This is a genomic window from Flavobacterium hydatis (assembly GCF_000737695.1).
Lineage (GTDB): Bacteria > Bacteroidota > Bacteroidia > Flavobacteriales > Flavobacteriaceae > Flavobacterium > Flavobacterium hydatis.
The window spans coordinates 124427-148547 of record NZ_JPRM01000003.1 but is presented as its reverse complement, the minus strand read 5'-3'; the positions used below and the strand labels follow the sequence as shown (position 1 = coordinate 148547).

Sequence of the window (24121 nt, the reverse complement as noted above, 5' to 3'; positions counted from 1 at the left end):
TTGGGGGGCTATAGTTCTTTCTTAACAAGCAAATAATAATCGTTTTCCAAAGAAAGGTATCCTTGGTCGTATAAAAAATAGTAGGTATTTCCGTTTTTAGTATCCATAATATTGGTAAAAAAATCAAAATCAAACCCTCTACTAAGCATTTTATCTCTCGTAGCTTTTGATTTTCCGTCGGGATTTAACTCCGACAAGATGCGATAGTTTTTGCGTAACTTATTGTTTACATTACGCATAAAATTGGTGCTATCCTTGTTTATTTTATTATTATAAGCATTACGACAACTGTCCGAGCAGAATTTTTTATCCTCTCGACCTACAATTTTTTCAGAGCACTCCAAGCATGTTTTCATGGATTCACTTTTTTATATTAAACAGCTCATTTATTTTATTATTATGAGCGAGTTAATAGCTTTTATTTGTTAACATCGTTCCTGCTTTCGCCTTTATCTCTCCACTACGTTACGAGGATATCGGCTCTATCAGGGCTAATGAGAATTATTGTTTCTCTTATTTAAGATTAGTTCATTTATCTCATAAACTAATTTCTTAACCTCTTTAATATCACAATTTGTTAGTACAATCTCCTTAAAGCCATTCTCCAGATTAATCCGGAATTCATTCGATTTTGTGGGAACGTTCAAACGAAAAGTTACTTCAATAATCTTGTTCCAAATGGACAAGCTTTGTAACAACTCCACATTAAGAATACTATCAATCTTAAAGCTTCCATTGTCCTTAACATAATCAGTATTGTTAATGACCAAATAGTCATTCTCAACATATATTTCGAATAAAGGTTTCTTTCTTATTGTACCCATCTTGATATTTTTATGGCTTTAGTTTTTTAGTTTCATACAAATCATGTCGACGGTCTTTTAAAATCCTTACGCTACCATGTTCATGAATATCCTTTAATAAATCCAGATCAACATCTACAATCAGCGTCATTTCTGTATTAGGAGTTGCCTCAGCTTTAATCCCGTTACTCGGAAATGCAAAATCCGATGGTGTAAAAACAGCCGCTTGTGCATACTGAATATCCATATTATTCACCTTAGGCAAATTACCCACACAACCTGCAATAGCAACATAACATTCGTTTTCTATTGCTCTGGCTTGCGCACAATGTTTAACCCTAACATACGCATTTTGAGTATCCGTCAGGAAAGGAACAAACAAGATATTCATGCCTTCGTCAGACATTATTCTTGAAACCTCAGGAAACTCCACATCATAACAAATCAGAATTCCTATTTTACCACAATCCGTATCAAAGGTTTTAATTTCCGATCCACCTTTCATACCCCAATGTTGTACCTCGTTTGGAGTTATATGTATTTTGCTATACATCTCGGATGTTCCGTCACGCTTACACAAAAAGCCAACATTGTATAAATTACCGTTTTCCATATACGGCATACTACCAGTAATAATATTGATATTATATGAAATAGCAAATTCCTGAAAACGTTTACGAATAGGATCCGAATGTCTGGCTAATTCCCTAATCGCTTCAGCTTCAGATAAATGATTGTAATCGGCCATAAGCGGCGCAATAAACAGTTCAGGAAATAAAGCAAAATCACTTCCGTAACCCGAAACTACATCTATAAAAAACTCCGATTGCTCAAAAAGAGCCTCAATATTATTAAGTTGGCGCATTTGCCATTGAATCAGTCCAAGTCGGATGATGCTTTTGTCTAAGTTTATCAACTTCGGACTTTCGTCATAATACACATTATTCCATTCTAGGAGTACGGCAAATTCCATCGAAGCTTCATCGCCTTCCAAATAATTTTTCATGATTCGGATAACGTGGAAATCATTACTTAACTGAAACGAAAGCACCGGATCATGTAATTCTTTATGCTTTACCTTATCAATATAATTTTTAGGGCTTAATTTTTTAGCGTGTTGTGCATAATTTGGAATCCTGCCTGCAAAAACAATAGCTTTCAGGTTAAGTTGCTCGCATAATTCTTTTCTGGCATCATATAAACGTCTACCTAAACGTAAACCACGATAATTAGGATGAATAAAAACATCTATTCCGTATAAAATATCACCATTTTTATTATGAGTCGAGAACGTATAGTTTCCCACTATCTGTAGATAATTGTGTCTTTTGTCGACTAATTTTTCATCGACAATAAGCGATAACGCCGAGCCTACTACCTTTCCATCTACAAGAATCACCAATTGACCTTCGGGAAAAATTTCGAGTAATTTCTCAATATGCTCCACCCTCCAGTAAGAGTCGGCCATGGCAGGATAAGATTCCACCATAGAATTTTTTAGCTGTTTGTAGTCCTCAAATTCTAAATTCCGTAATTCTACTTTATTAATCTTTGCCTGCATATTGTGAGATTTTCCTCAAATATAATGAATTATTCCCATTTACAAACGCTTACAATTAGTTACAGTCGAAAGTAAGTAGTTACCAACCGATTAACGGTACTATCATGCCGCATCTTTGCCTCGTTGATTTGAGAGACATTTCAATACTAAATATTTAAAACATACACGCCATGAGTACATTAAGGAACAAAGTACAGTTAGTAGGAAACGTAGGAAACGATCCTGAAATTAAAAACCTAGAAGGAGGGAAAATGTTAGCCAATTTAATGATTGCTACAAACGAAAGATATACAAACGACAAAGGAGAAAAAGTAGAAAAAACCGAATGGCATCGTCTTGTTGCTTGGGGAAAAACTGCCGAGATTATCGAAAAATATGTGGTTAAGGGGAAAGAAATAGCTATAGAAGGAAAATTATCACACAGAAGTTACGATGATAAAAACGGAGAAAAACGTTTTATAACCGAAGTCGTTATAACCGAGTTACTTTTATTAGGTAATAAATAGATTTTATGAGCTATTTTATTCATGTAAGGGATTTAAGTAAATATAATGACAATCCATCAGAGTAAAACTTAAATTAATTACATACTTATTATGGCTAATTTTTCGACGTAATCTTAAATTATTAAAAAGTTCCATGAAAACAGTTTTCATGGAACTTTTTTTATGTGATTGAAGGCTTCATTTTCAAATTCTTAATAAAGGCATTTTAATCATTTTTTTCCATTTCCCACAAAAAAACAAAAACTACAAAGCGTACAAAAATTACCCATATAAAATAAGCTTTATAGATTACATAGTGATTGATTTGCTTTTTATTAAGGTTTCAAATTAAAAAATGAAACGAAATAAGCGAATTTTTTGGCGTTCCATTTTACAAAATGAAACTAACGTTAGATAATCTTACTCATGTTGCTCTTTTTTAATATTTAATTTTGATTGCCTTATGATAATTTTAAGAAAATTCTTGTTTCGGATTTAAAGAGATTGTTCTTATTTATTTGATTATGAGTGTTTTTGTTTTTATAGTGTAACTATTGACAGTTTAGTTAGAAAGGAATAAAAAAGTTGGTGAACTCCATTCAACTTGATGCGTTTTATTCTAAAAATTAGATAAGTAATGATTTTGATGAGAATAGTAAAGAAGAAAAATGTAAACATATTTATCCCTTAGGTTAAAGGTAAAATTTAAACCTAATAGTTTGCATTTCCATAGTATTAATATGAGTAGAAGTTTATTAACAAAATTTATTATTATGAAACAATTATTAAACAAGTGTGGATTAAAAGGCGCAATTTTCATTTTTGCGGCGGGATGTCTTACAGTTCCCCAGCTGAAGGCTCAAAACAGTAAAAAGCCCAATATTTTGGTACTTTGGGGTGATGATATTGGAACTACCAATATTAGTGCCTATAGTGATGGATTAATGGGATACACTACACCCAATATTGATCGTTTGGCAAACGAAGGAATTCGTTTTTTACATTATTATGGAGAACAAAGCTGTACCGCAGGACGTGCTGCCTTTTTAACAGGACAACATGGTCTTAGAACAGGACTTACTAAAGTAGGTTTTCCAGGAGCACCAATGGGTATGAGTCAGTTAGACCCATCTGTTGGAGGGATTATGAAAAATTTAGGATATGCTACAGGGCAGTTTGGAAAAAATCACGTAGGAGATCGTAATGAAAGTTTACCAACAGTAAACGGATTCGACGAATTCTTTGGGAATCTATATCATTTAAATGCTGAAGAAGAACCAGAATTGCCAGATTACCCTAAAGATCCTGAATATTTAAAAATGTTTGGACCAAGAGGAGTGTTAAAATGTAAAGCAACAAATGTTGATGATGCAACTACAGATCCTCGTTTTGGAAGAGTTGGAAAACAAAAAATTGAAGATACAGGTCCGCTTACAAAAAAAAGAATGGAAACTGTAGATGATGAAACTTCTGCAGCAGCAATTGATTTTATTAAAAGACAAAATTCAGATGGTAAACCATTTTTCGTTTGGTTTAATGCTACTCGTATGCACCTTCGTACACACGTTAGAAAAGAGCACAGAGGAAGATATACACATGGAGACAGTGAATATATTGATGGTATGATCGAACACGATGAAACTATAGGAAGCATTTTGAAAGCATTAGATGAATTAGGAATTGCTGATAATACAATTGTAGTGTACTCAACAGACAACGGTCCTCATATGAATACATGGCCTGATGGAGCTATGACACCTTTCCGTTCTGAGAAAAATACCAACTGGGAAGGAGCTTTTAGAGTTCCTTGTATTGTACGTTGGCCAGGAGTTATTAAGCCAGGAACTGTAACTACAGAGTTAATGAGTCATAATGACTGGATACCAACTTTTGCTTCTATTGCGGGAGAGCCAGATATAGTTAATAAACTTTTAAAAGGATATACTGCAAATGGAAAAAATTATAAAATACATCTAGATGGCTTCGACCAAAGTAATTTTTTACGTGGTAAAACTCAAAAAAGTGCCAGAGATAAATTCTTTTATACAGATGATGATGGTCTATTAGTTGGTTTGCGTGAAGGTGATTATAAATATGTTTTTGCAGAGCAACGTTTAGCAGGTACAATGGGAGTGTGGGCGGAACCTTTTACAAAACTACGTTTGCAAAAGATATTCAATTTATACCAAGATCCTTTTGAAAGAGCAGATATTACATCAAACACATTCTGGGATTGGCAGATGAATCATGTTCCATTGGTATATGGAGCATTACATGATGTTCTTGTATTTGCAGAAACATTTAAAGATTATCCACCTAGATCAATTCCGCCAAGTTTCTCTGCTTACACTATTATGGAAGAAGCAATGAGAGATATTAAAGCGCGAAACTATATTGAGAAGAATGTTTTACCTCAACTAAAAGAAGACACGCAAGACACATCCAAAAAGAAAAAATAAAGTAATAATCTTAAGTTAAGCCTAAGTTATCCTTAATAATTTGGGCTTAATTTTTTAATGAATCATATTATGTATAGAAAATTATATTTCGCAACCCTATTTTTATTTTTGTTTGTTTCATGTAAAAATAAATCTGAAGAAAACGCAACTGTAAAGTCAAAAGACAGTACTGAAAATGTTGCCACAAGTGGAGATCCGCTACCAAGTTGGAACGATGGAACTTTAAAAAAGGACATAATTGCTTATGTTGAAAAAGTAACCAAAGAGGGAAGTCCAGATTTTATTCCGATAGAAAGTAGAATCGCCACTTTTGATAATGACGGAACACTTTGGGCTGAAAAACCATATGTGCAGGAATTATTTGCTTTTTATCGAGTAAAGAAAATGGTTGAAGCTAATCCTGCTTTAGCACAAAAACAACCTTTTAAAGCGGTAGTTGAAAAAGATAAAAGTTATTTTGAAAAAGGTGGAGACAAAGCTCTTATAGAACTTGTAGGTGCAACACATACAGGAATGAGTGAAGATGAGTTTGAAAAATCAGTAGCAGATTTTTATAAAGATGCTAAATACCCAGGTAAAAATGTTTCAGTAAAACAAATACGTTACCAACCACAGTTGGAACTGTTGAATTACTTACGTGCAAATGGTTTTAAGACGTTTATCGTAACCGGTGGTACAGTTGAAGTAGTTCGTGGAATTTCTGAAGAATTTTATGGAATTCCAAAAGATCAGGTTGTAGGAACTTCTTTTAAATATAAATACGATTCAGATAAAAATGCTATTCAGAGAGAACCAGCTTTAGATCATTTTAATGATAAAGAAGGAAAACCTGTGGGCATACAATTGCATATTGGGCAACGTCCTGTTTTTGCTTGCGGTAATGAAGGTGGAGCGGGCGATATTGCTATGCTTAAATATAGTCAGGGTAACAAATATCCTTCATTTCAAATGTTGGTAAATCATAATGATTCGATAAGAGAATTTAGCTATCAGGAAAAAGATAATGCATCATTGAATGCAGCTGCAAAAAACAACTGGCATGTGATAAACATGAAAGATGATTGGAAAAAAGTTTTTGCAGACTAATAATTTGGTTTTTGGTTAGGTTTTAAAGCGATACAGCTTTTTTGTTTGTTTAAAAGCTGTATCCTTTAATGTTTTTGGATGATTAAAAAAATATAAAAAAAAGCGATATGAAATGTTCTGGCTCATATTTTAAACTTAAAACTGTATTAATTATAGTAGCAACTTTATTAATACACTGTACTATAATTGCACAAGAAGAAAAACCAGGGGCAAGTGCACAGGAACTTGCAGATAAACTGGCAAATCCAGTCGCAAGTCTTATAAGTGTTCCGTTGCAAAATAATCTTAGTTATGGTATTGGGCCTTTTAATGGATCTAAATATACAATTAACGTGCAACCGGTAATTCCTTTTAAATTAAGTGATGACTTAAATTTAATTACCCGTTATATAGTTCCAATTGTAGATCAGAGAGATATTACAGGAGAAAATACACATCAATTCGGATTGAGTGATGCCACCGTAACGGCTTTTCTTGCACCCAAAAGCGAAAAGTTAATTTACGGATTTGGCCCCGCTTTTTTGGTTCCAATAGCAACAGATAAATTATTGGGAACCGAAAAATTTGGGATAGGACCGAGTGTATTAATAATGCATCAGGGCAAAGGACTTTCGGTAGGTTTTATTGCCAACCAGATATGGTCGGTTGCAGGAAATAAAGACCGAGGTGACTTTAATCAATTTTATACCCAGATTTTCCTTTCGCATAGTTATAAAAGTGGTGCCAGTTTAGGGGTTAATGCAGAGATAACACAAAATTGGGAGGCCAATACAACAAATATTTCTTTAAACCCTTCGATAGGAGCAGTCACAAAATTAGGAAGTCAGGTGGTTCAGTTTGCCGTAATGCCATTAATACCAATAGACGGGCCATCATCATCAAGACCAGATTGGGGATTAAGAGCTGTTGTAGCTTTAGTTTTCCTAGGATCATAAACGGGTTTTAAAAACCTTTAGTTTTAGAGTAATTATTAAAATTTATTATTTTAAATATAGAAAAAATGAATACAAAAATTTTTCCATTTGTTTTTCTTGGACTATTGTTATCGTGCAATAACCCATCTGCTAAAACAGAGATGGCCAATGATAGTAAAGCTGCACAGACAACAGCTTTTAAACCTGAAAGTATTGATGAGCAAATAACATATAATCGAGCTGTTGAAGCTGTGATTTGGGGAATGCCTGCCGTAAATTTTGAGTTGTTGAATGAAAGTCTAAGCAAAACAAAAGGCAGTTTTAACCAAATTGTTTATTGGTCAGGTTTAATTAATTCAAAAAATCAGACATTAACGCCAAATCCAGATGTCATTTACATTAACCCTTTGTATGATACAAGAAAAGGTCCAGTTGTATTAGAAATTCCACCTGCTGAAGGTTCCTCTTCGTTAACAGGAAGTCTAGATGATGGCTGGCAAACAGCTATCGAAGATATAGGACCTGCTGGAGTAGATAAAGGAAAAGGAGGAAAGTATCTCATTTTGCCTCCTAATTATAAAGAAAAAGTTCCGCAAGGTTATATTCCAATGCCATCATCGACATATACCGGTTTTGCAATACTTCGATCTAATCTTACAGACGGAAGTCCAAATGATATTAAACGTGCAGTTGAATATGGAAAACGAGTGAAGATTTATCCTTATTCTCAAGTAGCAAACCCACCAGCAACAAAATTTATTGACTTACTAGAGGTTGAATTCAGTAATACGATTCCTTACAATTTTCACTTTTTTGAAGTTTTAAACGAGTTTGTTCAGCGTGAACCTTGGTTAACCAGAGATTTAGTTATGATTGATTTTTTAAAATCAATCGGTATAGAAAAAGGAAAGCCTTTTACAGCTGATACCAAGCGAAAAGAAATTCTAAATGCAGCTATAAAAGATGCACATCAATATCTGGATAAAGGATATGAAGCTATTTTTAAACCACCATTTTATGATGGCACAAATTGGGCTTTACCAGCTTCTCAGGATGTTGTAAAATCTATCATGGCAAATTATCTGGCGCCTAACATTTATCCGGTAAGCGAAAGGGCAATAAGTTATTCGATGGCTTATTTTAGTGCTAAGCATTTAGGGACAGGACAATTTTATCTAATGTCCATTAAAGATGATAAAGGGCAGTCATTTGACGGTTCAAAAACATACCAATTGCATTTACCTGCAAATGTTCCTGTGAAATTATATTGGTCAGTAACTGCATATAACCGCGAAACTCATGCATTAATCAAAGACATGAAATATTTCAGCAGGGCATCTACAACACCTGGACTTAAAGCTAATCCTGATGGTTCCGTTGATATTTATTTTGGTGCAAAAGCCCCAACAGGAAAAGAATCAAACTGGGTTCCAACAGATCCTAAAGGCAAGTTTGAATTACTCGCACGTTTCTACGGACCTGAAAAAGGATTTTTTGATAAAACCTGGAAAATGGGTGATGTTACAGAAGTGAAATAACCCAACGGATTCAACTATAATATGAAAGTAGCTAATGTTTTGAGAACGATATGTTTTGTAATTGTATTTACACTGTTTGGAAGTGTAAAAATAAACGCCCAAAAAATGGAGCAGAATGTTGCAGCATGGGTAGGTTACGAATTGTATTTGCCTTTTAAAGAAGATGGAAGATGGGGATTATTATTAGAAGGATATTCTAAAGGGAACGAATTGGTGTCCGAACTTCAGGGATCTTTTTATAGAGTTGGAGCCAATTATTATCTTAAAAACGGAAACAGGCTGGGAGCAGGAGTTGCTTATCAATGGGATTTGCCTTATGACGAAATTTCATTACCATACAATAATCCTGATTATAGGATATACGAACAATTTATCTGGCGCATCGTTAAGAAAGAAGGAAAAGAAGTATGGTCACAACGTTTTAGGATGGAACAAAGATGGTTAGGAAGAAAAGACGACCCAAATAGTGATAGTGACCATTTTGATTATTACAAATTCGAAAACACGTTGCGGTATCAAGTGCGATATCAATTATGGTTTAAAGAAAGATGGGCTGCGGTTGTTTACGATGAGGTACATATAAGAACCAATGCAGCAAGCAGTGATGAGAATTATCTAGACCAAAACCGATTGTATTTAGGAACGGCGTATAGTCTTGATAGACGTAGAGAAATACGATTAGAAGTAGGCTATATGAATCAGATTTTCTGGAAATCACCCGATACCGAAAGTGGTCTTAGCAGAATGAATCATACGATACGAGTTACGGTTACGACAGATTTGCCCTTTAAAAGAAAATAAAATTTAGGAGCTATGAGTGATGAATTCAAAGAAACCAATGAAAACAGATTTGATTCAGGTGTATCAAAAACGGAACGATTTGCCAAAGGAAAAGCAATTCGTAACGCAACACCACGTACCATACATCGTGAATGGAAAGCTGCAAAAGATAGACAAGACCCAGTAGAAATACTAATTAATACAAGTGTAGGAAGAGTCGAAAGTTTATTGCCCATTCGCTATAGCCGAATGATGGAATCTCCATTTTCTTTTTACAGAGGTGCGGCGGCAATTATGGCAGCCGATTTGGCAAGAACTCAAACTACAGGAATCGAACTGCAACTTTGTGGGGATTGTCACTTAATGAATTTTGGAGGATTTGCTACACCAGAACGTAAGCTGGTTTTTGATATTAATGATTTTGATGAAACGCTTCCTGGCCCTTGGGAATGGGATTTAAAAAGATTGGCAACAAGTTTTACCATCGCAGCAAGATGGAAGAATTTTTCTCCAAAAATATGTAAAGAAGTTGCTTGGATAGTTGCTGATAGTTATAAAAAACACATGCTGGAATATAGCAAGTTATCGGCACTCCAGATATGGTATGCACATATAGACCTTGCTGATTTGATAGAATTAGGTAGTGATGATGAAATAAAATTGTTCCAGAAAAAGAGATTAAAAAAAGCGGCTGAATATACAGCTCATGAAAAAGAGTTTGCAAAACTGACTTATAGAGAAGGAAAACGGGCACGTATTAAAGATGAACCACCACTTATTTATCATTTAACGGGTGAAGATGAAGAAAATATGTTGCGACAAGCTGAGACGATTCATAAAAAATATGTCAAATCACTCTCAGAAGATAAGCGAATACTCCTAAACCGTTATTCGGTACATGATATTGTTATAAAAGTGGTAGGAGTAGGAAGCGTAGGAACACTTTGCGGAATTAGCTTACTAATGTCGAGCACAGGCGAACCTATTTTTTTACAATTTAAAGAAGCGAGACAAAGCGTATTAGAGCCTCATTTAAAAACCAAAAGTATCTATAAACATCAAGGAGAACGGATTGTGATGGGACAGAAGTTAATGCAGTCAGCATCGGATATGTTTTTAGGATGGACAGACGGAGAAAGTGGTAAGTTTTTTTATATACGGCAACTTCGGGATGCCAAGGTAAAACCTGTTCTTGAAGTTATGAAAGCCAAAAATCTTACGGATTATGCTAAAGCCTGCGGATGGGTTTTGGCAAGAGCACATGCACGTTCTGGAGACCCTTCGCTTTTATCAGGTTATATAGGTAAGAATGATGAGTTTGCAAATGCAATTGCCAATTTCTCAGTTTCATATGCAAACCAAAATGAAGCAGATTATAAAAAGATGCTGGAAGCCATTAAAACCGGAAGATTGCCAATACCAGTGGAATGCTAATTCAGTATTAAAAATTAATAAGTAAAGAACAAACGTATGAATAGGAAGTTTTTATTTTTAATCGGATTTATGATTACGGTCATTACAGCAAATGCCCAAAAACAGCGTATAGATTCTACAGCTGTTTATATCTTAAATCGCACCACCGAAACAATGCAGGATATAAAATCTTGTCGTTTTATTGCAGTAACGACTTATGATATTCCTACAGATAATTTAGGACTTGTAAAACATGCGATAACAGATAAAGTTACTATTAAGTTTCCTGAGAAAATGAAAGTCAGTTCTAGTGGAGATAAAGGCAATCGAGTTTTATCATACAATGGAAGGGACTTAAATTATTATTCTTATGATAATAATAGCTACGCTACAACTACAGCACCAGGTTCTGTAATCGAAACCATAGATGCTGTTAGTAAAAAGTTTGGGATTGAGTTTTCGGCAGCTGATTTTTTCTATCCTTCCTTTGCCAGCGACATCCAATCGTCTAGTGACGATTTGGTCTTTTTAGGAAAAACAACCTTCGATGGTAAAGAGTGTTATCATATTGCAGGACATGATAAAACCAAAAGTTTCCAGTTTTGGATAGGAAATGATGATTTGTTTTTACCGCTCAAAATGGTAATAATTTATACAGATCAAAAAGGAAGCCCACAATTCGAAGCTGTTTATAAAGATTGGGTAATAAACTCCGATTTACCAGACTCCATGTTTGAGTTTAAAGTTCCTCCTAAGGCATCTAAGATAAAATTTGCTTCAAGAGAAGGTGTTAAATAATTCATTTATAAATAGAATCTTTATGGAATCATACAAATCAAATAGAATTTCGATATTTATTATGGTATTGCTTACAATGCTATTAATAACTCCAGAAACGGTTATAGCTCAGCGTTTTGGTCATTTTGCACCCCCACGCCCGATGCCTAGACCAATGCCTCGTCCTGAGCCAATAAGACCGATGCCTCGCCCAGAACCGATTAGGCCAATTCCGCCTAGACCATTGCCACCGCCGCCGCATCCATATCCGAGACCCTATCCGGTACCGTTTCATCCTTATCCTGTGCCTTATCCATATATATACCATCCGTTTGTACCGTATGTTTGGGGACCAACATGGTATCCTGTAGGTTTCTTTTTGGCAACATTAACTACCGCTGCCATAATTGTATCTGTAGAGAATACAAACTATAATTATGATGATGGTGTGTATTACGTAAAAGAATCTGAAGGGTATAAAGTTGTACCAGCACCATTGGGCGCTACAATATCTGATTTGCCCAAAGGATATGTAACAATATCTGTCTCGGGAGCTGAGTATTATTATTACGGAGGAACCTATTATAGCAAAGTTTCGGATAAATATAAAGTTGTAACAGCACCGGTTGGAGCAGTTGTAACACACCTTCCCGAAGGAGCAGAAGAAAAGACCATAGATGGACAAAAATACTTACTTTATAACAATGTGTATTACCAACCAATATCTAAAGATGGTCAGGATAGCTACGTTGTAGTACAAGGGAAATAATCAATACTGAGCATTTAAAAAAGCTCATTATTTGAGTGTAAATATTTGTTATTCAGTTTGTAATGTTAAATATTTAATTGAATTTGTTTGCGGTAATTAAATAAAATAATTTACCTTTAATGAAAATACCATTTAAATTTAAGAATGTTTTAACTAAAATAAAGCAGTATTCTTAACAGGAATTTCCGTTCATTCAAAATTTGATCATTTATTTAAGAGTTTAATAGTTTACTAATTTTTTTTACTAATCACTTTAAAATTTAATAAAATGAACACAAGAAGAACCTTATTCATAATCCCAATTATAGTGTTGGGTTTGATTTACAGTTGTGCTCCAAGCGTAAAAGTTACAACCGATTACGACCATGCAGCTAATTTCACAGAGTACAAAACATTTGCGCTTTATGACTTAAAAGCACAAGAAGGGCAAGTAAGCCAGCTAAATGTGGATAGAGTTACTAACGCAATTCGTGCAGAAATGATTAGTAAAGGATTTACAGAAACAACTAGTAATCCAGATTTAAAAGTTAATGCGGTTACAATCTTAAAAGACAAAAAACAAGTTACAGCAAATTCTAATTTCTACGGTTATGGCGGTATGTATCGTCCGTACGGATATTGGGGTGCTGGTGGCGGAATGCTAACAGGTACAACAACGTATGACACTTATGATTATGTTGATGGATCTTTGATAATAGATATCGTGTCTACAAAATCACAAAAACTGGTTTGGCAAGGAATCGGTAATACCGAACTGGACAAAAGACCAGACAATCCAGATGAATTTATTACTACTTCTGTTAAGAAAATTTTAGCCGGATTCCCTCCTGGCTTAGTTGTAAAAAAATAAGTTCTACAACGGGTATACTACAACTCGATTAAACTTATCTCCCTACTAGATAAGTTTAATCGTTTTATAATGTAGGCAACTAAAGGTGTCTTTAAGAATATTGATTTTATGAGTAAAATCACTTTAGAATAAAATGTTAAATCTATTCCCCATGATTTATATATTACTATCTCTTTTTTTCTTTATCGCATCAATAGCTGGTTTTGCTGTTTCGTTTGTGATCATTTTTACAAAAAAAAATCTTAATCAGAATTTCTTTTTAAGTCTTTGTCTGTTCAGTTTGGCAATAGGAAGTATTTATAGTTTTTATCTGTCTGCCAGTGTATTAAAGGAATTTTCGAATTTCTTTATAATGGCTCGTTCTTTTATTTTTTTGGTAGCACCCTGTTCTTTTTTATATATCAGAAATGTTCTGTTACCAGGAAAAATGATCAGAAAATACGATTGGATACATTTTACGCCTTTCATAGCGTGTTTCATTTATATTGTGTTTTCATTTTCAGATAGATATGTGAATCAGTTAGGTGGTTTGCTTAATGAAGATACAATTCAAATGACCGATTATTTATCTGTTAAGGTAAATGCTGCATTTCCATTAATCATAATAATAACATGGCTAGGTTATGCTTTTGTGCAAACAATAATGATTTTAAAATTTGATTTAAAAAGTACAAGTAAACTTAAGCGTTATAATGACAAGGTTATTAATTGGTTGAGGATTTTTAATATTATGATTATAGTACTTTTTTCGACACTTTTTGTGCACCGTTTTTTAAGTAGTTCTATAATTAATATTGATTTTGTTTACAATGCAATGGTATCTTTTATGCTTCTTTTTACAGTGAGCTGGTTGTATTTTAAACCTCAGGTTTTATATGGTTTGCGAGAGCCAGTTGCCATTTTGCGTAACTATAGCAGCAACCCCATAAAGGTAGAAGAAGTAAAGGACTCTTTGCCAATATTGAGTTTACTTACAGATGAAAAGAAAATAGCTTATTTGATAACACTCGAAAAAGCCTTTCTTAGTAAAAAACTTTTCTTAAAGAAAAATCTTGTCATTCGGGATTTATCCGAAGAAACAGGAATACCAGTCCATCATCTTTCGAGTTTGATAAACAGCGAATACAATCTTCATTTTCAGGATTATGTAAATCTTAAAAGAATCGAATATTTTAAAGATAAAGTAAATGATATCGATTGGAAACACTTGTCTCTGGAAGGAATGGCATGGGGTTCAGGATTTAAATCCAGAACAACTTGTTTTAGAGCATTTGTTAAACATACAGGTAAATCGCCATCGGAGTATTTTAAATTTATTCGAATATCTTCTGAGACCAGAAATGAATTCTCAATAAAATAATTTCATTAACAGAGCGAGATAGAACCTGTAATACGGGATTCTTTTATCGATTAAGTGTTTTAAAGTTATTTAATAAAATATTATAAAATCATGAAAACAATATTTAATAGAAACATACAATCTATAAAAACAGTTGTTACAACACTACTTTTATTACTTTCTTTTTTTAGTAATGCGCAACTTAAAGGAGGACATTTCCTAGGAGCGATGGGATTACAATCGGGTACTCAAACACCCGAAAATACCCTTTCTGTATTTGTACCTGTTTATTTTTATAACACAACTTCTTTACGAAATGACGATGGAGATGTTGCAGTAGCAGATCCAAACTTAAATATGTTTCTTACTGCTGTAGGTGTAAGTTGGGTAAGTGATATTAAGATTTTAGGAGGAAATTATGGAGTATCGGCATTGTTGCCATTTGCTACAAATACAATTCAGGGAAATTATGTAAGTTCAAAAAGTTCTTTTGCTTATTCAGATACTTATATCGTACCTGTACAATTGGGTTGGCATAATAAAAAAGCCGATTTTATTTTTACCTATGCGATGTATTTACCAACAGGAAAATTTGATATTGGAGCCAGTGATAATAGTGGTTTAGGGATGTTTATAAATGAACTATCGGCAGGAACAACACTTTTTTTTAATGATAAAAAAACGTTGCATTTATCTGCATTGGCTTCTTATGAAATGAATAGCAAGAAAAAGGGAACCGATATTAAAACAGGGGATCTTTTTAGCCTTGAAGGTGGATTTGGGAAAACATATTATGTAATGGGAGGTACTACAGATGCACCAGCTCCAAAATCTATAATTAATGCAGGTTTGGTTTATTATATGCAGTTTAAAGCAACAAGTGATGAAATACCTGTTGGGAGTTACATTTTTTCGGGTAACAAAGATCGAGTTATGGCTTTAGGAGCCGAGGTAAATTACTTTCATATTAGCTCAAGTACTTCAGCAGGATTACGCTGGTTTGGAGAAGTTGAGTCTATTAACAGATTTAAAGGAAATACTTTTTTTATAACTCTGGCTCATGTTTTTAGTACCAAGAAATAAAAATAGATAACCAATTATAATAAAATTGGTATAAATAGCTTAATCGATAAAGGTGTGAAATTTCTAATAAGTAATTAAATATACCTACGTATGAAATTAAAAGTATTATTAGTGCTGATATTTATTATCATAAATCAAAATATAGTATTTGCCCAAAAACAAGATTTACGCCAAGCTTATGCCGATAGTATAAAAACATCTACTTGGGCGTATAGATTACCAGCTTGGGGACAACGTATTACCAAAAGAGGAGTCGATTTGCCATATCCGATAGGAATAATGATAAATTATTTTACAGGAAGCCAAAAAGTTGTTATTAGCGACTTAGAAGTAGGAATAAACAACAGCCCATTAGTTCCTCTTAATTTTGTAAAATTTGGAGAAACCAAAGCTTCACTTAACTCCGTTACTTCACGTATAGATGTTTGGGCATTGCCTTTTGTAGATATTTATGCCGTTGTGGGCAAAACATGGGCAAGCACAAGTGTAAATGTGGTTTCACCAATGAATTTTAGTAGTAAAGTCGATTTTGAAGGAGGAACTTTTGGAGTCGGAATGACTTTAGGAGGAGCTTATAAACATGTGTTTGGAACATTAGATTACAATAATACATGGACAAAATTTGATCAGATAGAAGGAGCTATTCATTCACAAATGTTAGCGCCAAGATTTGGATATGTTTTTCAGTCCAGAAAGAGACCAAATAGAAATTTTGCACCATGGATAGGTGTTCAGGGACTCTTTGTAAACAGAGTTACTCAAGGAACTATTAATCTTTCGGAGTTGGGCGTTAACGGAAATTCTGCTGATTTTGATGTTGAAGATAAAACTTGGTATCAAAATTTGCCTGCTGCAGATAAAGTGATTGTCAAGCAAATTGCAGATAAAATAAAAGACAAATTAGATAAACTTGATCCAGAAGATGCTTCAATTTCGTATTCACTCAAAAAGAAAGCATTATCACCTTGGAGTATGTCTGTGGGCGGACAATTTCAATTAGATCATCACTGGCAGTTTAGAACCGAAACAGGTTTTTTTGGCGGACGCTCTTCAATTTTAGCTTCGGTAAATTACCGATTTGGATTTTAATATGAAAAAAATAAACCTACTCCGAAAAGTATTTCTGTTTCTTATTGTTCTCATAACGACAACAATGCTAGGACAAGACAAAGAACATAAGCATATAAGCATGAAAGATTCCCTAGACGGAGCTTTTGATTTAAGTGATTATATAATTTATGCACATGGTTTTATAGTTGTTCCTACACTTATTACCGAGCCAGCTTTAGGAGGAATCGGGGGTGCAGTGTTACCAATTTTTCTTAAAAAGCACGACCCGGTTATAGATGCAAATGGAAAGAAAAGATTTATAGATCCTGATATAACAGGAGCAATGGGAATGTATACCGGAAACAAAAGTTGGGTTGCAGGAGCATTTAGAGCAGGAAGTTTCATAAAATCAAGAATATTGTATCGTGTAGGAGGAGGGTATGGAAATGTAAATATGTCTTTTTATGAAAATTTACCCAACGTAAAAGATAAAGAAATCGATCTTAATTTTAAATCATTTGCATTCTATACTCGGGTTATGAAACAGTTTAGGAATGGAAAATGGAGCGCAGGGCCTCAGTATTTTTTTCTCGATTCTAAAATTAATTTTCCAGATTTAAATAATCTTCCATCATTTGCTAAATTAAGTGATGTTAAAAGTGTAGTTAGCCAATTAGGTGGAGCTATTCAGTTTGACGGGCGTGATAATATCTTTACACCAGATAAAGGAATGCGATTTCAATTTGACTTTTTCTGGTCAGATAATGCAATAGGCAGCGATTATGATGCCTGGAGGGTAAATTTATCTGCAATTGGGTATTATCCTATTGCTAAAAAATTAATTGGCGGACTAAGACTAGAAGGAGAACAGGCATTTGGGAATCCTCCTTTTTATCTGCGACCAGGAATTAACTTAAGAGGTATTCCTTCTGCCAGATACCAAGGTAAAACTAGTATTGTTACCGAAGCAGAGCTAAGATGGGATTTGTACAGAAGATGGAGTCTTATGGGGTATGGAGGTGTGGCAAGCGCTTTTAATAATTGGGACAAAGCTTTTGCTAAACCAGTTGTTTATAGTTACGGATCGGGTTTTAGATATTTAATTGCCAGAAAGTTTAAATTACGAATGGGAGTCGATGTAGCAAGAGGTCCAGAAGATTGGGCATATTATGTAGTTTTCGGAAGCAATTGGCTTCGTTAGACTATTTCAAAAAAAGTATCTGTTAGTTAGTTAATTCAATAATTGTCCTAAAACCTGATAGCAATTGCTATCAGGTTTTTTTTAAGAAACAATTCCTATTTGTTCTTCCAATAAGGGAGTATTATTTTGTTTTCTTTATGGCATAAAAACAGCAAAATAACAGTGGCAATTGTGCAGAATATTGCTGCTTGAATTGTGCCTTCCGGACCAAATTCCCCTCCGGTTATAAAAGTCGAACCTTCTATTTTGGTAACCAATAAACTATTAGATTTTTCGTTTCCCGAAGTTATTGCACCAAATATTCCCGATTGAGTAAAATTCCAAGCGAAATGTAGCGCTATAGGAAACCATAAATTTCGGCTATACATAAAAGCAGCACCAAGTAATAAACCTGCTTCTACAGCAATACACAATCCCGAAAGTAAAGTACTGCCAGCATTGGGTAAATGTAATGCTCCAAAAATAAGTGCCGAAATAATCAAGGCAATATAACTTCCTAGTTTTTCCTCCATAACTCTAAAAATGATACCACGAATTAGGATTTCTTCTATAATGGCAATCGTAAAAGCAATTGTTAGCGGAATTATAATAAACGAAACAGGATTTACCGATATAATGCTAAAACTTCCGTTAAGGTAAATTACCAAAATAGTCAGAGATTGCAAAACTGCACCAATTAGAGTTCCAACGATTAAATTTCGAGCAATTCCGTTAGTAGATAATTCTGTTACTTCTCTTTTTTCATATTTTTTAAAGAATATAATATAACTCGTAATTGCCAATAGCGACACGATAATTCCTTTAATAAGATTTCGGTAATTTTTATCAAGAGGAGTTAATCCTAATAATTTCCCAGCTATTTGTTGTCCGATTATCACAAACGCCATGCAGATAATTAGAGCAAGGATGATTTTAGTTAATGGGAAATTAAATATTTTTTGTTTTGTGGTAAAAGTTTCCATTTTGATTTGGTTTAGTTTTAAGTTCGAGCAAATGTAGCTCAGACCAAAAGCCAAAAAATAGAATGAAATTTGCCTGTTTTATAATTTTTGAAATTGTTTAGGCAGAAAACCAGTTTGATTTTTAAAGGTTCTTATAAAATGGCTTTGATCCGCAAAACCACATTGAAAACCAATTTCAGTAAGATTACCATTGTCGGATTTTATCAGCGAAAGCGAACGATTTATTTTAATGCGTCGCATGTATTCACCTAAAGTACAACCAAAATACCTAGGGAAGTGTTTGGATATCGTAATAGGATTTAAGTTCAGAACTTGTGCTAAATCTTGTAGGCTTGGGTTTTCGTTCCAGCAATCATTCAGCAATTCGTTTAAGCTTTTTACCCAAAACGGACTTTTTTCAAATCGATCTAGATGACTATTGTTATTAGATAATTGAGCAAACAGCATGGTAATAGTATCGCCAGAAAAAGTATCGGCAACAAGAGATTCTTTAAAGATTTTAAGAATCAGAAATTTAGTAAGCGCTGCGTTTTGAACTGATTTTTCGATTATGGCTTCACTAATTTGAAGTTCTTTAAGTAAATCTTCTCCAATTTCGATATTAATGTTTTTGGACGGAAAAAGGGTGTCTTGATTTAAATGCAATTCATCACTATGATAAAATAACAAAGAACCTGGGCCAATGGTTTCACTAGAGTTTTTTCGTTTTTCAGAAGTTCCGCCTTTCAGGAAAAGAGTTATGTGTGCATTATTATGCGAATGCCAACCTTCGTAAACCTTATTTTGATACTCCGTTTCAACAACCGCAAGTCCTTGAGTATTGTTGAAAATGTTTTTGGTGTTCCCTAAGTATTTCTCTTTTTCCAGTTCGTACATCTTCATGTTTATTACGTGACATAGCTGGAATTAAAAATACTACTTATTTAGAAACAATAGAATGATATTATTTGTTTGCTACATAAAGAATACCTGTTTTGAGTATTTTGTAAGTTTTTATAGCTTAATAAAAACATTGTATAAAAATTAACTGCTTTAGGCTAGTTTATTTATTTATTATTTAATTGTTTTGTAACAAAAATAAAATCTAGGCTACTAATTAGTCAACTATTTAAATTATTGATTATGTATAAAATTACGATGAAATCGGTATTCGCTGCATCTGCCTTTATGGTAGGAGTGAGCGGTTGTTTTGCACAAGACATTTTGGTTAATTCTTTAAAGTTAAATGCTAGCGAAAAAAGTAAAGAGAATTTTAAATTTACGGAGCAAATTAACTTAGGAACAACATCGGTAAAATCTCAAGGTTCATCAGGAACATGTTGGAGTTATGCAACAAATTCTTTCTTAGAGTCAGAAATGATCAGACTAGGGAAACAACCTGTTGAATTATCTCAAATTTTCTCTGCAAGAAATGTGTATGTAGAAAAAGGTAAAAACTACGTGCGTATGCATGGAGCAGTAACATTAGGTGACGGAGGTTCATTACATGATGTAGTTAATATGTACAGAAAATACGGAGCAGTTCCTAGAGAAGTATATACAGGATTAAACTACGGAACAGATAAAAATAAATTTGCCGAAATGGCAGCTATAAACGAAGGAGTTTTAACAGCAGTAGTAAAAAATCCAAACGGAGAACTTACTCCAAACTGGGAAAAAGCATACGCAGCAGTTATTGATTCTTACTTAGGAAAAGTGCCTGAAAACTTTACTTACAAAGGAAAAAATTATACACCACAATCATTTGCAAAAGAGATTGTAGGTATTAATCCAGATGAGTATGTAGAGATGTCATCATTTACAACAGCGCCATATTACCAAAAAACATTATTGGCTGTGCCAGACAACTGGTCATTTGATCAAGTTTACAATGTAAAAGTTAATGATATGACCGATGTTATTGATAATGCATTAAAAAAAGGATATACAGTTGCTTGGGCTACAGATGTAAGTGAAAAAAGCTTTAGCTGGAAAAATGGAGTAGCGTATGTACCTACTAAAAAATTCGATGACATGACTGCAGATGAAAAAGCAAACATGTTTAACGGACCAAAAGAAGAACCAGAAATAACTGCCGAAATGCGTCAGGCTGCTTTTGATAACTATCAAACTACAGATGATCACGGAATGCACATTATTGGTTTGGCAAAAGATCAAACAGGAAAAGAATACTATATCGTAAAAAACTCTTGGGGAGAAACTAATGATTACAAAGGGTTTTTATTCGTGACCAAAAATTTTGTAAAATATAAAACTACCGCTCTTATGGTAAACAAAGGAGGACTTCCTTCTGATATTGCTAAGAAATTAGGAGTATAATCTTTTACACTTATATTTTAGAAAAAGCGCTGCAAGTAATTGCGGCGCTTTTTTTTTGTACATACTTTACACAAACTTGTCACCCTGAGGTACGAAGAGTCTCCGCGAGAAATTAACATATAATATTTTTAAATTGTTGAGCTACTATTGGGATTCAACTGTTAGAGTACATGTAATAACAGCGGGAATTTTCAATCTGTGACCAGGAATAATATCTTTTTGCTTTTATCATGAATCCGTTATGGGTACGAATTAGAAATCCGCCCTATCAAGCCGTTTTCTGATAAACAAATAGAAAAAGCTTGCATTGGGGTTGCGGAAGCTTAATAGTGCTTTAACGCGCTTATTTTACATGTAAAACAGCCATAAATAATAACGCTCAATTTAACCGCAAAGAGCGCAAAGAAAAAAGACGCAGAGGTTCGCTAAGCTGTTGATTAAGCTTTGCGTAACCTTTGTGCTCTTTGATATTATTTTATCGAACCAATTTAAAACTGATTTAGAAAAATTATATTCGTTAAGTTTGGAATTTAAAATATATTTGAAGTATTGATTTGATTTTTTAAGAGATAAGCGCTATTATGAATTGTTAATTAAGATAAAAGTTAAGAAATCTAAATCTTAAATTCGTCATTTTTCATGTTTGACTTTTATAGTTCTATTTTTTAAAATTGAATCAACCTTTACAATAGAAATCGAGTCTAGTTTTTTATTTGTAACGAGGTCTATTTTGTATTCTTTCTTCTCAAAATTTGTCAAAGTATTAAACCCAAAAAAACAGACTAAGATTAATAAAGCAATAGGGATGTAGGCTAAGATGTTTTTATATAAATTTCTCGTTGAAAATAAAATTAATGTAATAAATATACCTAAAGCTGTTGCTAACGAAAGCATAAATAGAAGGGCTTCATATACACTTTCAACAAATTTATAAGTTGGTATGGAGGATAATACGAAAGTAATTATAGCAGTAAAAATGCTAATAATTTCAATCGATTTAAAATCTTTTTTGTCAAGTTCTTTATTCAACTCTTCAATTTTTTGAATTTCTTTTTTAAAGTATTTTCCTGTATCTACGAATAAAAGCAATTTATCATATTGTTCTTTAATATCTAAATAATCGTTTTCAATTTGATTATTAGATGGAGGTAATACAAATGAAGATGCATAAAAAATATGGGTTAAATCATCTACATTACTAGGGACTAATGACTCTTTAAAAGGTAGAATAAAAACATAATTAAAATTAAGTTTAGACCATTCTTTTTTTAAAAAATATGAATCAAATTCTTCTTTACAATGACCTTTGATAATATCATCATATACTTCAATAAATCGAATTTTGTCTTCTTCATTTATCTTTTTAATTAGAAAATTCGTAATGTAATCAAGATATTTAAACTCTGTAAAAAAATTATTTATTTCACCTTTTATTCTCTTTTTGACGAGAAGATATTCCTCTTTTATAAAATTATTATTTTTGTTGCTAGCGACGAAAAGTGAAAAAGAGTTATTTAAAGAATAATTTGTCTCAATTATGTTTACATATCTATCATAACTACTTAGGGTCTCTACATTTTTATTTTCAAAAAAGGTTGAGATTTCCTGAAGTTTGGAAGAATTAGGCTTAACATCTTTATAGTATTTTATTAGCTGATGGATTTCTGAAATTTTCAGGTCCTCTAATTTGCTATTTTTGTAAGATTTTACTCTTAATTCTAAAATGTATATCCAATTTTTAGAAATAAGTTCATATTGAGTTTGAATAATTTCGCACCATTCTTTTAATTTCTCATTTTCATCTTTAAAATCTTCAACTGCTTTTACACTGCCATCTGAAAAATAAAGATGAGCACTAGGATTTTCGCTAACTTTTCTCTGTTTCCACTTATGTTGTAAAAATTTAATTTTAATTAGAATATCTTTAGTTAAGTCGTTGTATTCTTGTATTTTAAGGTTTTTTATTTTCTTCTCGAGATCAAATAAATCAGTTATGTAATCATTTTCGTTGGAAGGACAATGGTCAATATGATTAATTCCTAATAGACAAAAGAAATAATCTGTTAATGAGTGTAATTTTTTAGATAATTTACTTTCTCTTAATATGCTTTCAAATTTATTATTTTCCGAAAATAGAAAGTTTATTCTATCAGAAGAATATTTGTTTGATATGTCGTGAGTGAAAATTTTATATCCTTCTACTATTATAGTTATAGCAGAGGTATATTCAAAAATTTTTGTCTGAATGTTATTTGGTAAAAAGTCTCCGTTTTTTATTAAATCTTTAACTTTTTCATCGACTAGTTTAAGTTTTTTTAATAAATCGCTAATAGAAATATATTCTCCAGACAATAAAGAAAAGCAAAATAATCTTACAATGTCAATAGTTGAATTTTCTATTTCTTGTATGAAAAGTTCGGTTGCAAGCTCTTGAGCATCTTCATTTGATTCATTAAATGCATTTTCCTCTATTATATTTGGGAGTTGAGCGTCTGCTTCACTAGGGATTTCTTCTTCAATACTTATTTGAATTTCTCCCACTATTTCTGGTATTTCTCCCATTGTTATATTTGGGAGTTGAGAGCTTGTTTCACTAGAAACTTCTATTTCAGTACTTATTTGAATTTCTTCTGAAACATCTGAGCTTGTTGTGTTAACGGATTGAAAGTCGCTAAACTTTTGTTCAAAATCATTTATACAAGCAATAATCTGGTCTATGTAATTCTCCATCA

At 33.1% G+C, this 24121-nt stretch carries 21 protein-coding genes; 15 read left to right on the top strand and 6 right to left on the bottom strand.

Going from position 1 to position 24121, the window contains the following annotated elements; all coding sequences use genetic code 11:
• Positions 1–8 precede the first annotated feature (8 nt).
• From IW20_RS02755 to IW20_RS02745, 3 genes are all read right to left on the bottom strand, one after another.
• The gene (locus tag IW20_RS02755) at positions 9–356 is read right to left on the bottom strand and encodes a hypothetical protein (RefSeq protein ID WP_035618425.1); all 348 of its coding nucleotides are present in this window, start codon (positions 354–356) and stop codon (positions 9–11) included.
• 135 nt (positions 357–491) lie between these two features.
• The gene (locus IW20_RS02750) at positions 492–824 is read right to left on the bottom strand and encodes a hypothetical protein (protein WP_035618423.1); all 333 of its coding nucleotides are present in this window, start codon (positions 822–824) and stop codon (positions 492–494) included.
• 10 nt (positions 825–834) lie between these two features.
• Positions 835–2364, bottom strand: coding sequence for a bifunctional GNAT family N-acetyltransferase/carbon-nitrogen hydrolase family protein (locus IW20_RS02745; protein ID WP_035618421.1), 1530 nt, complete (start codon positions 2362–2364; stop codon positions 835–837).
• Between the two features lie 170 nt (positions 2365–2534).
• On the opposite strand from IW20_RS02745, the gene IW20_RS02740 reads away from it, so the two are divergent.
• The 14 genes from IW20_RS02740 to IW20_RS02675 all read left to right on the top strand — a co-directional run bounded on the left by IW20_RS02740 (position 2535) and on the right by IW20_RS02675 (position 18108).
• A complete protein-coding gene (locus IW20_RS02740) occupies positions 2535–2870 on the top strand; it encodes a single-stranded DNA-binding protein (protein ID WP_035618418.1) in 336 nt (111 codons plus the stop codon).
• A 752-nt stretch (positions 2871–3622) separates the two neighbouring features.
• Positions 3623–5308: an arylsulfatase gene (locus IW20_RS02735; RefSeq protein WP_035618814.1), complete on the top strand. Its 1686-nt coding sequence runs from the start codon at positions 3623–3625 to the stop codon at positions 5306–5308.
• 69 nt (positions 5309–5377) lie between these two features.
• Complete coding sequence (locus tag IW20_RS02730; protein WP_081912425.1) at positions 5378–6394, top strand: HAD family hydrolase; 1017 nt, start codon at positions 5378–5380, stop codon at positions 6392–6394.
• A gap of 107 nt (positions 6395–6501) precedes the next feature.
• On the top strand, positions 6502–7329 hold the full coding sequence (locus tag IW20_RS02725; protein ID WP_051885501.1) for a hypothetical protein: 828 nt from the start codon (positions 6502–6504) through the stop codon (positions 7327–7329).
• Positions 7330–7394: 65 nt separating this feature from the next.
• Positions 7395–8846: a DUF1254 domain-containing protein gene (locus IW20_RS02720; protein ID WP_081912424.1), complete on the top strand. Its 1452-nt coding sequence runs from the start codon at positions 7395–7397 to the stop codon at positions 8844–8846.
• Between the two features lie 21 nt (positions 8847–8867).
• Positions 8868–9647 (top strand): DUF2490 domain-containing protein, encoded by a 780-nt coding sequence (locus IW20_RS02715; protein ID WP_035618416.1) that lies wholly within the window; start codon positions 8868–8870, stop codon positions 9645–9647.
• A gap of 12 nt (positions 9648–9659) precedes the next feature.
• The gene (locus IW20_RS02710; RefSeq protein ID WP_035618414.1) at positions 9660–11060 is read left to right on the top strand and encodes a DUF2252 domain-containing protein; all 1401 of its coding nucleotides are present in this window, start codon (positions 9660–9662) and stop codon (positions 11058–11060) included.
• Positions 11061–11096: 36 nt separating this feature from the next.
• The gene (locus tag IW20_RS02705; RefSeq protein WP_081912423.1) at positions 11097–11837 is read left to right on the top strand and encodes a DUF2092 domain-containing protein; all 741 of its coding nucleotides are present in this window, start codon (positions 11097–11099) and stop codon (positions 11835–11837) included.
• 22 nt (positions 11838–11859) lie between these two features.
• Positions 11860–12585: a DUF6515 family protein gene (locus IW20_RS25265; RefSeq protein WP_123869432.1), complete on the top strand. Its 726-nt coding sequence runs from the start codon at positions 11860–11862 to the stop codon at positions 12583–12585.
• A 268-nt stretch (positions 12586–12853) separates the two neighbouring features.
• On the top strand, positions 12854–13435 hold the full coding sequence (locus tag IW20_RS02695) for a DUF4136 domain-containing protein (protein WP_035618410.1): 582 nt from the start codon (positions 12854–12856) through the stop codon (positions 13433–13435).
• A gap of 151 nt (positions 13436–13586) precedes the next feature.
• On the top strand, positions 13587–14795 hold the full coding sequence (locus tag IW20_RS02690) for a helix-turn-helix domain-containing protein (protein WP_035618408.1): 1209 nt from the start codon (positions 13587–13589) through the stop codon (positions 14793–14795).
• 90 nt (positions 14796–14885) lie between these two features.
• A complete protein-coding gene (locus IW20_RS02685) occupies positions 14886–15857 on the top strand; it encodes a SphA family protein (protein WP_035618406.1) in 972 nt (323 codons plus the stop codon).
• Between the two features lie 90 nt (positions 15858–15947).
• Positions 15948–16946 carry a hypothetical protein gene (locus tag IW20_RS02680; RefSeq protein WP_035618404.1) on the top strand — a complete coding sequence of 333 codons (999 nt, stop codon included), beginning with the start codon at positions 15948–15950 and terminating at the stop codon, positions 16944–16946.
• 1 nt (position 16947) lies between these two features.
• Positions 16948–18108: a BamA/TamA family outer membrane protein gene (locus tag IW20_RS02675; protein ID WP_035618402.1), complete on the top strand. Its 1161-nt coding sequence runs from the start codon at positions 16948–16950 to the stop codon at positions 18106–18108.
• Between the two features lie 95 nt (positions 18109–18203).
• On the opposite strand, the gene IW20_RS02670 is transcribed toward IW20_RS02675, so the two are convergent.
• Positions 18204–19070, bottom strand: coding sequence for a CPBP family intramembrane glutamic endopeptidase (locus IW20_RS02670; protein WP_035618399.1), 867 nt, complete (start codon positions 19068–19070; stop codon positions 18204–18206).
• A gap of 78 nt (positions 19071–19148) precedes the next feature.
• Positions 19149–19952 carry a helix-turn-helix transcriptional regulator gene (locus IW20_RS02665; RefSeq protein WP_081912422.1) on the bottom strand — a complete coding sequence of 268 codons (804 nt, stop codon included), beginning with the start codon at positions 19950–19952 and terminating at the stop codon, positions 19149–19151.
• Between the two features lie 240 nt (positions 19953–20192).
• Here IW20_RS02665 and IW20_RS02660 point away from each other — a divergent pair, with 240 nt between their 5' ends.
• Positions 20193–21389 (top strand): C1 family peptidase, encoded by a 1197-nt coding sequence (locus IW20_RS02660; protein WP_035618394.1) that lies wholly within the window; start codon positions 20193–20195, stop codon positions 21387–21389.
• A 630-nt stretch (positions 21390–22019) separates the two neighbouring features.
• On the opposite strand, the gene IW20_RS02655 is transcribed toward IW20_RS02660, so the two are convergent.
• Positions 22020–24119, bottom strand: a complete 2100-nt coding sequence (locus tag IW20_RS02655) for a hypothetical protein (RefSeq protein ID WP_035618392.1) — start codon at positions 24117–24119, stop codon at positions 22020–22022.
• Between the last annotated feature and the right edge of the window lie 2 nt (positions 24120–24121).

What these genes read in the sequence shown, in the direction of transcription:
- IW20_RS02755 (WP_035618425.1), bottom strand. Translation starts at nt 356, where the DNA reads ATGAAAACATGCTTGGAGTGCTCTGAAAAAATTGTAGGTCGAGAGGAT.
- IW20_RS02750 (WP_035618423.1), bottom strand. Translation starts at nt 824, where the DNA reads ATGGGTACAATAAGAAAGAAACCTTTATTCGAAATATATGTTGAGAAT.
- IW20_RS02745 (WP_035618421.1), bottom strand. Translation starts at nt 2,364, where the DNA reads ATGCAGGCAAAGATTAATAAAGTAGAATTACGGAATTTAGAATTTGAG.
- IW20_RS02740 (WP_035618418.1), top strand. Translation starts at nt 2,535, where the DNA reads ATGAGTACATTAAGGAACAAAGTACAGTTAGTAGGAAACGTAGGAAAC.
- IW20_RS02735 (WP_035618814.1), top strand. Translation starts at nt 3,623, where the DNA reads ATGAAACAATTATTAAACAAGTGTGGATTAAAAGGCGCAATTTTCATT.
- IW20_RS02730 (WP_081912425.1), top strand. Translation starts at nt 5,378, where the DNA reads ATGTATAGAAAATTATATTTCGCAACCCTATTTTTATTTTTGTTTGTT.
- IW20_RS02725 (WP_051885501.1), top strand. Translation starts at nt 6,502, where the DNA reads ATGAAATGTTCTGGCTCATATTTTAAACTTAAAACTGTATTAATTATA.
- IW20_RS02720 (WP_081912424.1), top strand. Translation starts at nt 7,395, where the DNA reads ATGAATACAAAAATTTTTCCATTTGTTTTTCTTGGACTATTGTTATCG.
- IW20_RS02715 (WP_035618416.1), top strand. Translation starts at nt 8,868, where the DNA reads ATGAAAGTAGCTAATGTTTTGAGAACGATATGTTTTGTAATTGTATTT.
- IW20_RS02710 (WP_035618414.1), top strand. Translation starts at nt 9,660, where the DNA reads ATGAGTGATGAATTCAAAGAAACCAATGAAAACAGATTTGATTCAGGT.
- IW20_RS02705 (WP_081912423.1), top strand. Translation starts at nt 11,097, where the DNA reads ATGAATAGGAAGTTTTTATTTTTAATCGGATTTATGATTACGGTCATT.
- IW20_RS25265 (WP_123869432.1), top strand. Translation starts at nt 11,860, where the DNA reads ATGGAATCATACAAATCAAATAGAATTTCGATATTTATTATGGTATTG.
- IW20_RS02695 (WP_035618410.1), top strand. Translation starts at nt 12,854, where the DNA reads ATGAACACAAGAAGAACCTTATTCATAATCCCAATTATAGTGTTGGGT.
- IW20_RS02690 (WP_035618408.1), top strand. Translation starts at nt 13,587, where the DNA reads ATGATTTATATATTACTATCTCTTTTTTTCTTTATCGCATCAATAGCT.
- IW20_RS02685 (WP_035618406.1), top strand. Translation starts at nt 14,886, where the DNA reads ATGAAAACAATATTTAATAGAAACATACAATCTATAAAAACAGTTGTT.
- IW20_RS02680 (WP_035618404.1), top strand. Translation starts at nt 15,948, where the DNA reads ATGAAATTAAAAGTATTATTAGTGCTGATATTTATTATCATAAATCAA.
- IW20_RS02675 (WP_035618402.1), top strand. Translation starts at nt 16,948, where the DNA reads ATGAAAAAAATAAACCTACTCCGAAAAGTATTTCTGTTTCTTATTGTT.
- IW20_RS02670 (WP_035618399.1), bottom strand. Translation starts at nt 19,070, where the DNA reads ATGGAAACTTTTACCACAAAACAAAAAATATTTAATTTCCCATTAACT.
- IW20_RS02665 (WP_081912422.1), bottom strand. Translation starts at nt 19,952, where the DNA reads ATGAAGATGTACGAACTGGAAAAAGAGAAATACTTAGGGAACACCAAA.
- IW20_RS02660 (WP_035618394.1), top strand. Translation starts at nt 20,193, where the DNA reads ATGTATAAAATTACGATGAAATCGGTATTCGCTGCATCTGCCTTTATG.
- IW20_RS02655 (WP_035618392.1), bottom strand. Translation starts at nt 24,119, where the DNA reads ATGGAGAATTACATAGACCAGATTATTGCTTGTATAAATGATTTTGAA.